Below are 10843 nucleotides of genomic sequence, written 5' to 3'. Positions count from 1 at the left end.
GAACTGATCGCTTTGGGCGGCACAATCGGCGTAGGTCTATTCATGGGTTCGGCAAGCACCATCAAGTGGGCAGGACCGTCGGTTCTTCTCGCCTATGCGTTAGCCGGCATGGTTATGTTCTTCGTTATGCGGATCATGGGCGAAATGCTGTTCCTCGAACCGGTCACCGGTTCCTTCGCCACCTATGCGCATAAATACATTCATCCGTTGGTCGGTTATCTGACCGCCTGGTGTTACTGGTTCCTCTGGGTCACCGTCGGCATGGCCGAGGTCACCGCAATCGGCATTTATTGTAATTATTGGTTTCCGGACGTCGCACAGTGGATTCCTGCACTCGCAGGCGTTGCGATCGTCGCTGCGGCCAACATGGCAGCAGTTAAATACTACGGCGAATTCGAATTCTGGTTTGCACTCATTAAAGTAGCGGCCATCATCACAATGCTGGTCATCGGCGTTGGCATCATCGCTTTCGGTATCGGCAACGGCGGCGTGCCGATGGGCATCGGCAACCTCTTTAATCACGGCGGTTTCTTCCCGGGCGGTCTCGAAGGCTTCCTCTTCGCACTCTGTTTAGTTACCGCGGCGTACCAAGGCGTTGAACTCGTCGGCATCACGGCCGGCGAAGCCGAAGATCCGAAAAACACGCTGCGCAAAGCAACGAAAAACATCATCTGGCGTATCCTGATTTTCTACATCGGCGCGATCTTCGTTATCCTGTCCATCTATCCCTGGAATCAAATCGGCACCATCGGCAGCCCGTTCGTTATGACCTTTGCCAAAGTCGGCATCGTAGCCGCTGCCGGCATCATCAACTTCGTTGTTTTAACCGCGGCCATGTCCGGCTGTAACAGCGGCATCTACAGCGCGGGCCGCATGCTCTACACGCTGGCGCAAAACGGCCAGGCGCCGAAATTCTTCGGCAAAGTATCCGAAAGCGGCGTACCGTCGAACAGCATCATGACCACAATCGGCTGTCTGCTGCTTGGCGTATTCTTCAACTTTATCGCACCGGATTCCAAACTGTTCATCTATATCTACAGCGCCAGCATCCTGCCTGGCATGATTCCCTGGTTTGTCTTGGCGATTGCGCAACTGAGCTTCCGCAAGAAATGGGCGGCTGAAATGCCGAATCATCCTTTCAAATCGCCGCTCTATCCGATCAGTAACTATTTCACGATTGTGTTCCTCTGCTGCGTACTGGTCGGCATGTGGTTCAACTCCGATACGCAGGTATCACTGATCGTCGGCGCAGTGTTCTGCGCGATCGTCATTGCCAGCTATTACATCTTTGGCATGGGCAAACGTCAGACGCTGCATGACGCGGATGAAAAAAAAGCAGTGAACCAATAATTATTGATCAACCCTATCAAGAATGACTATATCAATCGGCAACAAGGGAGAACATTATGAACGCAGACAGTATGAATCAGGAAGTTAAGCGCGGTCTGAAAAACCGCCACATTCAAATGATTGCTTTAGGCGGCGCAATCGGGACCGGACTCTTTTACGGCTCAGCCGGCGTGGTCAAAATCGCCGGTCCCGCGATTACCTTATCTTATCTGCTCGGCGGCGCAATTATCTTTTTCATCATGCGCGCACTAGGCGAAATGGCGGTTGATCAGCCCGTCTCCGGTTCCTTCAGCCAGTACGCTTACCAGTATTGGGGCGAATTACCCGGTTTCATTGCCGGTTGGAATTATTGGTTCAATTATGTCGTCGTCGGCATGGCAGAACTCTCTGTCGTCGGCGCATACATCAACTATTGGCTTCCTGACATCCCCACCTGGATATCGGCTTTAGTCTGCTTGGTTATCATCACCTTAATTAATTTGGTCAATGTAAAGTTTTACGGCGAATTTGAATTTTGGTTCGCATTGATCAAAGTACTGGCCATCGTCGGCATGATCGTCTTTGGCCTTGGCATGATTCTTTTCGGCATCGGCAACGGTGGAAATCCGATCGGCATCGCCAACTTATGGTCGCACGGCGGCTTTTTGCCGAACGGCTTAGAGGGAATTGTCATGTCACTGGTTCTGGTCATGTTCTCCTTCGGCGGCGTCGAGCTTGTCGGCATTACGGCCGGTGAGGCGGAAAACCCTAAGAAAACAATTCCGCAAGCCATCAACCAGGTCGTATGGCGTATTTTACTCTTTTACATCGGGGCCATGGGCGTCATCCTGGCCATTTTCCCGTGGACTGAAATGGCTTCGACCGGAAGCCCCTTCGTTCAGATTTTTACCCACGTCGGAATATCTTCTGCTGCCAACCTCCTGAATTTCGTAGTTCTTACCGCGGCGTTGTCGGCTTACAACAGCGCACTGTACAGCAACGGACGCATCTTATACGGTTTGGCAGCCCAAGGAAATGCACCTAAGTTTTTCGGCAAGGTAAATGCCTCCGGTACTCCGGTCAACGCGATCTTAGTCTCAACCGCCTTTACACTCTTGGTCGTTCTGATCAGCTATCTGAACCCGGAAAAAGTTTTCATGTATTTGATGGCGCTGGCCACGATTTCCATCATTATCAACTGGGCCATCATTTTGATCGTACAGTTGAAGTCTCGTCAGCAAAAAGCACTGGCCAAACAACCAGTACTCTTTAAAATGCCTCTTTACCCACTTTCCACTTACCTCAGTCTGGCCTTTTTAGTTGCCGTCGTTTGCATCATGGCCTTGATGCCGGATATGGTTTTTTCCTTGTACATCGCACCGCTTTGGCTTTTTTGCCTCTATCTCGGCCATAAAGCAAAAAAAGCCGCTCAAAAGAATCGCGCTTCCGTTTCCGAAGAGAAGGTCGGTTAAACTACAATCACTAGAGAAGAATCCCCTGTACGGATTACAAAACCGTACAGGGGATTCTTTCTTTATACCTTTCCGCTCTTCTTATAAATACGTTGCCTGAGATCGTCGAGGAACGTATACATGATCGGAACAACCACCAGCGTCAGCAACGTCGATGTTATCAATCCGCCGATAATCGCGTGCGCCATCGGGGAGCGGCTTTCAGCTCCCGGTCCGACGCCAAAAGCGAGCGGCAGCATGCCTGCTATCATGGCGACAGTCGTCATCATAATGGGTCGGAGCCTTACGACAGCCGCTTCTATAAGTGCCTGATTACGCGCCACCCCCTGCTCAATCTGTTGCTTTGCAAAGTCAAGCAGCAAAATGGCATTCTTTGTCACAAGGCCCATCAACATAATGATCCCAATCAGCGACATCATGTTTAGACTACTGTGCCCTAACAGCAAGCCGACAATCGCTCCGATGATGGCCAGCGGCAATGCCAGCATGATGGAAAAGGGATCGACATAACTTTCAAACTGCGCCGCCAGTACGAAAAAGATAAAGAGAACCGCCATCGACAGAGCCAAGACAACGCCGGAAAACGCATCGCCCATACGCTGTGATTCACCGGTAGTCACAAATTTATATCCGGTCGGCAACGCAACCTGCGCTAACTTTTTATCCAACGCAGTGTTGAAATCGCCCAATGAAACATTGCGCAAGTTGGCCGAAATCGTAATTTGATCCAAGCGGTCATAACGATTAATGCTGGTCGGACTCGTCGAATATACCGTATTCGTTACTTGCGATAACGGCACCATCACCGTTTCGCCGCTGCTGTCATTATAAGAGCTGCCCAGATAAATACTATCGACAGCCGACAACGTTTTGCGATCTTCCGGCGCTAAAATCAGTCGTACGTCAAACGAGTCGTTGTCATCTTTATATTGGTTGATTACAGTTCCGGTAAACATCGTCGAGAGTGTTGTTGCAATATTTGAAGTCGACACGCCAAGCGCGGCTGCCTTTTCTCTGTTCGTCACCAGTTGCGCATCCGGCTTGCCGGTCTGGTAACTGGACGAAACATCAACAGCTCCAGGTACGCCGGCAACGATTCCTTCCACCTGATCGGCAAGATCGACCAGCGTGCTCAACGATTCTCCCTGAATCACAAGCGATATCGGCTTTCCTTCACTCATACCCGATTTTTTCGAAACGCTGATCTGCGCCGCAGGAATGTCCCGCAGCTTTTCGCGCAATAAAGAGACAATCTGCGCATCCGTCGCCTTGCGTTGCCCTTTTGGCGTCAGTTTGACGAGAATCGAGAGACTGTCGCTTTGTGCCACGCTATAGGTGAGCAGAACTTCCGGCAATTCACGCGCGATTGAAGAAATCTGATCCGCAATCGCTCCCGCGGACTGCGGACTCATTCCCGCGTCAACATCGGCAGCAATCGTAATTTCCGCACTGTCCGAATCCGGCATAAAGCCGGTTCCCAAAAGAGGAGTCAGCGACAAGCTGCCCAACAAAAGCAGAGCAACCAAAAGCATGACCTTTTTACGATGTTCGAGGCATAAAGCGAGCCATTCGCCGTACTTTTTCGTCCAACGTTCCAGGATGGCATCCCAGCGATTCCACTTCTCATCAAACCAGCTCTGTCCTCTTTCCGGACGACGGTTTAGATAATTAGCCGACAGCATCGGCGTCAGCGTAAATGCGACAAATAGAGATACCAACACGCTGACCGCAACCGTAATGCCGAATTGCTTTAGAAACTGTCCGATGACGCCGGTCATCATTCCAACCGGCAAAAATACGGCAACTAAGCTAAATGTCGTAGCCGTAATCGCCAGACTGATTTCAGATGTTCCTTCCGCCGCCGCAGTATATTTCTCCTTGCCCATTTGCAGATGCCGCACGATATTTTCGATGACGACGATCGCATCGTCGATCAATATCCCGACCGCCAAAGACAAGCCCAAGAGCGACATGGTGTTGAGCGTAAAATTCAACGCCTTCATCGCCAAAAATGTGGTAATGATTGATGTCGGTATCGCAATCGCCGCAATCAGCGTACTACGCCAGTTTCCTAAGAATAAGAAAACAATGCCGACCGCCAGCACACCGCCGATGATGATGTTTAGCAATACATCGTTAATGGAGTCGCTGATCGTCACAGAGTTGTCACGTATGACTTTCAGCTCAACTCCCGCTGGCAAATCTTTTTTTATTTTTTCAACTTCCTTTTTTACATTCTTGGCGACCGCAACCGTGTTGCCGCCCGATTGCTTCATGACTTCGATGCCGATCGCTTCTTGATCATTCAATTTTGTAATTTCAGTGGCATCCACTGTTCCGTCCTCGACGCTTGCAATATTGCTCACATACAACTGCACGCCGTTGCGCTGTGCAATCGGCAGCGCCAAAAACTGTTTAGGATCTGTAATCGCGCCCACCGAGCGGACTGTCGTTTCATGCTTACCATCCGTCACTTTTCCGCCTGGCGTATCGATGTTTTCACTGCTCAAACTGCTCTTAATCTGGGGAATCGTCAATTTATATGCGGCAATTTTATCCCGATCCAGATTAATCTTAATCTCCCGCTCTGTCGCCCCTTTAATTTTTACGGATGCAACTCCGCCAACCGTTTCCAGACGTTTACTGATCACATCATTGACAAGCGTCGTTAGCTCGCGCAGACTTTGATCGCCGGTGAGAGTCAGCGATATAATCGGCGTCGCCGAAGGATCAAAACGACTGATAACCGGCGTTTCAGAATCGGTCGGAAGTTCGCCGACTACACTGCCGATTTTATCGCGTACGTCTTGCGCCGCTGTCGCTGGCGACGTCTCAAGCGTAAATTCAACAATCGTAAGGGATTGCCCTTCGGTAATCGTTGATGAAATATGGTCAACGCCCGATACCGAACTCACCGCTTCTTCGACCTTCTTCGTCACTTTCGATTCGATCTGCTCCGGTGATGCGCCGTTATATTTTACCGTAATCCCGACAACGGGAATTTCGACATTCGGATATTCGTCGACGTCCAGTGAGTGATAGCTAAACAGTCCTAAAACAACCAACGCCAAAATGATTACCGTGGCAAATACGGGTCTCTTTAAACTGATTGACGTAAGATTCATTTTTATTCCTCTATTCTTCGCAGCGAATTGAATCACCGTTTTTCAACTTGTTGACATTGCTGGCGATGACACGTACCCCGGCTACGATACCTGATTTGATCTGAATCATGTCGCCATTTACTTCGCCGACTTCAATTTGATGCCTTATCGCCTTGTTTTCTTCCGCTGTAAAGAGATAATATAAACCCTGTTTTTGCATCACGGCCGCTTGCGGTACCGTAATCACGTCTACCGCGGCCCCCGTCGCCAACTGCGCTTTGACAAACATACCCGCTTTTAAAAGCCCTGCCGGATTTTCAATTTTTATCTTAGTGCTGAACATACGATTCGCCGAACCGGCTTCCGGATTTATGGTGTCGATTGTTCCGCTAAAAATTTTATCGGCATACGTGTCGACCGTCACTGCAGCCGCCTGTCCGATCGCCACTTTTGCCAGATCTTTTTGTTCGACATTGACGATCGCATAGACCTCGCTAATGTCTTGCACCGACATCAATGATGTACCCGCTGCCACCACCTGTCCGACAGTCGCCGTCAAATTGGCCACAACACCGTCAACCGGTGCGGTTATCTTGCCGTATTCATATTGCTGCTCGGCGCTGCTTTGACTCGCAATCGCACTGGCCAAATCTGCTTGCGCCGTACGCAGTTTCGCGTCATAACTGTCCAAAGTCTGTTTGGCTACGGCATGTTGCTCATACAGCGTCTTATAACGTTGATAGTCGTTAATCTGCAATTCATATTCGATTTGCGCTTTTTTAACAGCTTGCTGCGCCGTGCGTAATGAGTTTGCCAACTCAACGCTTTCCAGTCTCACCAGCACCTCACCGGCACGGACATGCTGCCCCTGTTTAACCAACACCTGCTCAATCCGTCCGGCAATCTTGGCGCTGATCGCCGCCGAAGTCTTGCCTTCAATCGATCCGCTCAGTTTCAGCTGAGGGACGGCTGCACCGTATTGCGCCGTGATCACTTTCACGCTGACGTCAGTTCCGCTATCATTGCTTTTCGCCTCTTTGCCATAGATCACATTGCTTTTTATTAAAAGGGCCAGCACGATAAATAAGACAGCCGGAAGAATCCAATACTTATAGTTTATTTTTTTCATATAACATTCCGCTCCATTTTTATTTCATCTCAACATACCGACCAGGCGGTATGTATCACTTACAAAAAGATATACCGTTGCAACAGCCCTCACGCATCTAACATTTTTCCGATGCAGTCCACAATCTGGCGTCGCATTTCTTCCCTCTTCTCCGCTACGCAAATCGCACGCTGTCCATGCAGCATACTCCATATGACAAGCGCTAACGCTTTCGCATCCAGGTCACTGCGCACTTCGCCGTTCTCCATTCCCTTTTTCAAATTCACTTCGATGCATTGGCAAATATCCTCATGATCCTTATCAATTCGATTGCGCATTTCAGGGAAATTTTGCATGACTTCCAAAATAAAATTCTCATTTCCGCCGATTTCTTTTGCAGACTCGGCATTCAGCAAAACCTCAATATATTTTTCTATACTTTGTTCCACTACGATTTCATATAGGGCCTCGCGTATTTTTTTATCTGCGCTAAACAAAGCAAGAAACTTTTTCTTCAGATTTGAAAATAAAAAATCAACGGATGCATGCAGCAATTCATCCTTGCTTTCAAAATAATGATATACGCCGCCCTTGGTTATATCCATTTCCTTCGCCACGTCAACGATCGAAACGTATTTGTAACCACGCGATAAAAACAAACGCAATGCCGCAATGGTAATTTTCGTTTTCATAAATCTCCCCCTCCATACCTACCGGTAGGTATGGAGTAATTATGCCATATATTTTATGAGGTGTCAAAGCTTTATGACTGCTTTTTTCATTGAAAACTAAAGCTAATCCAAACACTCATCCTTGCATTACAGCTAAAAAACCTGCCCGCATCCTTTTTTGATGCATAGCAGTTTTTTTCTGTGCTGCCCTCATTGCAGCCTTGCATTCGATTTCACTTTACGGTTTTGATATTGTCGTCTCTTCTATGTTAAACAAGTGGCAAATTTCTTTGCGCACCGCTTCTTTCTCTTCCTTGTTAAGTTTCTGCACCTCTTCTCTTAGCCATCGTAGTTGCACTGCCATATCCTTTTCCACCTTATTGCTTTGCATGATAATTCCTCCCGATACTTAAGGCTGCGTTTCTTAAAACAGTCCGCCTAAAAAAACTGCCTTCTTGCTTTTCCCCACAAGTCCCACTCAAATTAGGACTTTTCTCCTATAATTAAAACACTATCTTTGCAGTTCGTCAATTTATATCACTTTTTGTCGTACTTGGCAGAATATTCCTTGTCACCTTATTTATTTGCACCGCTATTTTTTTGCTTCCTCATCTATTTTTTCAGGCAATGCCTATATTGGTACGCGCAGTAAAAAAAATCATCCTCTCCGACAAAGAAACCAGTCTTCCATGTCGTAATCTTATTGAATATTTTACATAATAAAAACATTTTGTATTTTTCAGTTTATCAATGTATAATGTATACATTGTTCATTTAAATTTGCTTGTATCTAGGGAGGTTTAACCGTGCACGAAATCAGCGATTTTAGAGAAATGGATGAAATCATTGCCCGACATGGAGCCGAAGCGCGTAACATCATTGCCATTTTGCACGACACGCAGGCTAAGTATCGTTACGTTCCTCGCGCCGTATTCCCCTATCTGTCAAAAAAACTCGGAATCAGTACCGCAAAAATTTATAGTGTGGCCACCTTTTACGAAAATTTCTCACTGGAGCCCAAAGGGAAATACGTGTTCAAAATTTGCGATGGTACGGCTTGTCATGTTCGAAAATCGATTCCGATTCTTGAACGGCTACGCAAAGAGCTTGGGTTGTCCGCCGAGAAAAAAACGACCGACGACCTGATGTTCACGGTAGAAACCGTATCCTGTCTCGGCGCTTGCGGTCTTGCGCCGGTTATCACGCTCAACGAACAGGTTCATGCCGCGATGACGCCGGAAAAAGCCAGCCAACTGATTGCCAAGCTGAAGGAGGAAGAAGAACATGCTTCGTAACCGTGCCGATTTGCAGCATACGCGAGAAATCTATCAACAGGCTTTAGACAACCAAAAGAAAAAAATCCTCGTCTGCGCCGGAACCGGCTGTGTAGCCGGCGGCGCATTGGAAATTTACGATAAATTGACCGAACTGATTGCAGCGCAAGGTTTACATTGCGAAGTAAAGTTAGAAAAAGAACCCCACGATCATTCTGTCGGCGTAAAGAAAAGCGGTTGCCATGGTTTTTGCGAGATGGGACCGCTGGTTCGAATCGATCCGGCAGGTTGGTTATACATCAAAGTCCAAGCGGAGGATTGCCTCGAAATTGTCGAAGCATCAATCGTAGGCGACAACTTTATAGACCGCCTGGCTTACAAACAAGTTGCAAAGACTTACCAAACGCAGGAAGAAATCCCCTTCTACAAAAAGCAAACCCGCATCGTACTCGACCACTGCGGCCAGATCGACGCCACTTCAATCAACGAATATCTTGCCTTAGGCGGTTACCGTGCATTAGAAAAGGTCTTGTTTGAAATGAGTCCGGATGAAGTCATTCAGGAAATCGACGCTTCCGGTCTGCGTGGCCGCGGCGGCGGCGGTTATCCGGCCGGACGCAAATGGTCGCAGGTCAAAAAGCAATCGGAACCTGTTAAATATGTCGTCTGCAACGGTGACGAAGGCGATCCCGGCGCATTTATGGATCGCAGCATCATGGAAGGCGACCCGCATCGAATGCTGCAAGGCATGATGATTGCCGGCATCGCCTGCGGCGCGGAAGCCGGTTACATTTACGTGCGTGCTGAATATCCGTTGGCGATCAGCCGCTTGGAAACAGCGATTGAGGAAGCGCGCGCTTACGGGCTCTTAGGCGAAAACATCCTAGGCACCGGCAAAAAATTCGACATTAAGATCAATAAAGGCGCCGGCGCTTTCGTCTGCGGCGAAGGCAGCGCACTCACCGCCTCGATCGAAGGCAAACGAGGCATGCCGCGCGTTAAACCTCCGCGTACGGTTGAACAAGGCTTATTCGGCAAACCGACTGTGTTAAACAATGTCGAGACTTTCGCCAATGTGCCGCTGATCATCCAAAAAGGAGCCGACTGGTACAAATCAATCGGTACCGAAAACAGCTCCGGTACCAAGGCCTTCGCACTGACCGGCAACATTCAAAACACCGGGCTGATTGAAGTCCCTATGGGCACGACGCTGCGCGAAGTCATCTTCGACATCGGCGGCGGCATGCGCGACGGCGCTGCATTTAAGGCAGTCCAAATCGGTGGTCCGTCCGGCGGCTGTTTGACAAGTGAGCACCTTGATCTGCCTCTCGATTTTGATTCGCTAAAGAAAGCCGGCGCTATGATCGGTTCCGGCGGTCTGGTCGTTATGGACGAGCATACCTGTATGGTTGAGATCGCCCGTTTTTTCATGAACTTCACGCAGCACGAATCCTGCGGCAAATGCGTACCCTGCCGCGAAGGAACCAAGCGGATGCTGCAGATCCTCGAAGGCATTGTCGCGGGTCAAGGCACGCTCGAAGATATTGACATGCTGCTCGAACTTGCTGATATGATTACCTCTACGACACTGTGCGGTTTGGGAAAATCAGCTGCCTTCCCGGTCGTCAGCACCATTAAGTATTTCCGCGACGAATATGAATCACATGTTTTGGAAAAACGTTGCCCAGCCAAAGTATGCCAGAAACTGAAACGAATTCACATCGAAGCCGAGCTTTGCCGAGGCTGCTCTAAATGCGCACGCCTTTGTCCGGTCAACGCCATTTCCGGTACGATAAAACAACCATTCACCATCGATGCAGATACCTGCGTAAAATGCGGTGCATGCCTTGAGTCATGCGCTTTCAATGCCATAAAGGAGGACTAA

Annotated in this window: 8 protein-coding genes; 4 read left to right on the top strand and 4 right to left on the bottom strand. The window is 48.8% G+C overall.

Annotated elements, in window-relative coordinates:
• Together QTL79_RS09810 and QTL79_RS09805 are read left to right on the top strand one after the other, a co-directional pair.
• Nucleotides 1-1350 (top strand): amino acid permease (locus QTL79_RS09810; RefSeq protein ID WP_346354793.1); only part of this gene is annotated, 1350 nt, incomplete at its 5' end.
• Between the two features lie 56 nt (nt 1351-1406).
• A complete protein-coding gene (locus QTL79_RS09805) occupies nt 1407-2801 on the top strand; it encodes an amino acid permease (RefSeq protein WP_346354792.1) in 1395 nt (464 codons plus the stop codon).
• A gap of 62 nt (nt 2802-2863) precedes the next feature.
• On the opposite strand, the gene QTL79_RS09800 is transcribed toward QTL79_RS09805, so the two are convergent.
• From QTL79_RS09800 to QTL79_RS09785, 4 genes are all read right to left on the bottom strand, one after another.
• Nucleotides 2864-5926, bottom strand: coding sequence for an efflux RND transporter permease subunit (locus QTL79_RS09800; RefSeq protein WP_346354791.1), 3063 nt, complete (start codon nt 5924-5926; stop codon nt 2864-2866).
• Nucleotides 5927-5936: 10 nt separating this feature from the next.
• A complete protein-coding gene (locus tag QTL79_RS09795) occupies nt 5937-7034 on the bottom strand; it encodes an efflux RND transporter periplasmic adaptor subunit (RefSeq protein ID WP_346354790.1) in 1098 nt (365 codons plus the stop codon).
• Between the two features lie 89 nt (nt 7035-7123).
• Nucleotides 7124-7705: a TetR/AcrR family transcriptional regulator gene (locus tag QTL79_RS09790; protein WP_346354789.1), complete on the bottom strand. Its 582-nt coding sequence runs from the start codon at nt 7703-7705 to the stop codon at nt 7124-7126.
• Nucleotides 7706-7922: 217 nt separating this feature from the next.
• On the bottom strand, nt 7923-8075 hold the full coding sequence (locus tag QTL79_RS09785; protein WP_346354788.1) for a hypothetical protein: 153 nt from the start codon (nt 8073-8075) through the stop codon (nt 7923-7925).
• A gap of 415 nt (nt 8076-8490) precedes the next feature.
• Between QTL79_RS09785 and QTL79_RS09780 the strand changes: the two genes are divergently transcribed.
• Together QTL79_RS09780 and nuoF are read left to right on the top strand one after the other, a co-directional pair.
• Entirely contained in the window at nt 8491-8979 is a 489-nt protein-coding gene (locus QTL79_RS09780) for a complex I 24 kDa subunit family protein (protein WP_346354787.1), read from the top strand.
• Nucleotides 8969-10843: an NADH-quinone oxidoreductase subunit NuoF gene (gene nuoF, locus QTL79_RS09775; RefSeq protein ID WP_346354786.1), complete on the top strand. Its 1875-nt coding sequence runs from the start codon at nt 8969-8971 to the stop codon at nt 10841-10843. The genes QTL79_RS09780 and nuoF overlap by 11 nt, the downstream gene beginning before the upstream one ends.

The sequence above is a fragment of the Azotosporobacter soli genome (assembly GCF_030542965.1).
In the GTDB taxonomy this organism is placed as follows: domain Bacteria; phylum Bacillota; class Negativicutes; order SG130; family SG130; genus Azotosporobacter; species Azotosporobacter soli.
Note: the sequence above shows the minus strand (reverse complement) of the source record. Positions and strands in the feature narration are given on the sequence as shown.

Coding starts and splice junctions, on each gene's coding strand:
- QTL79_RS09805 (WP_346354792.1), top strand. CDS start 1,407: ATGAACGCAGACAGTATGAATCAGGAAGTTAAGCGCGGTCTGAAAAAC.
- QTL79_RS09800 (WP_346354791.1), bottom strand. CDS start 5,926: ATGAATCTTACGTCAATCAGTTTAAAGAGACCCGTATTTGCCACGGTA.
- QTL79_RS09795 (WP_346354790.1), bottom strand. CDS start 7,034: ATGAAAAAAATAAACTATAAGTATTGGATTCTTCCGGCTGTCTTATTT.
- QTL79_RS09790 (WP_346354789.1), bottom strand. CDS start 7,705: ATGAAAACGAAAATTACCATTGCGGCATTGCGTTTGTTTTTATCGCGT.
- QTL79_RS09785 (WP_346354788.1), bottom strand. CDS start 8,075: ATGCAAAGCAATAAGGTGGAAAAGGATATGGCAGTGCAACTACGATGG.
- nuoF (WP_346354786.1), top strand. CDS start 8,969: ATGCTTCGTAACCGTGCCGATTTGCAGCATACGCGAGAAATCTATCAA.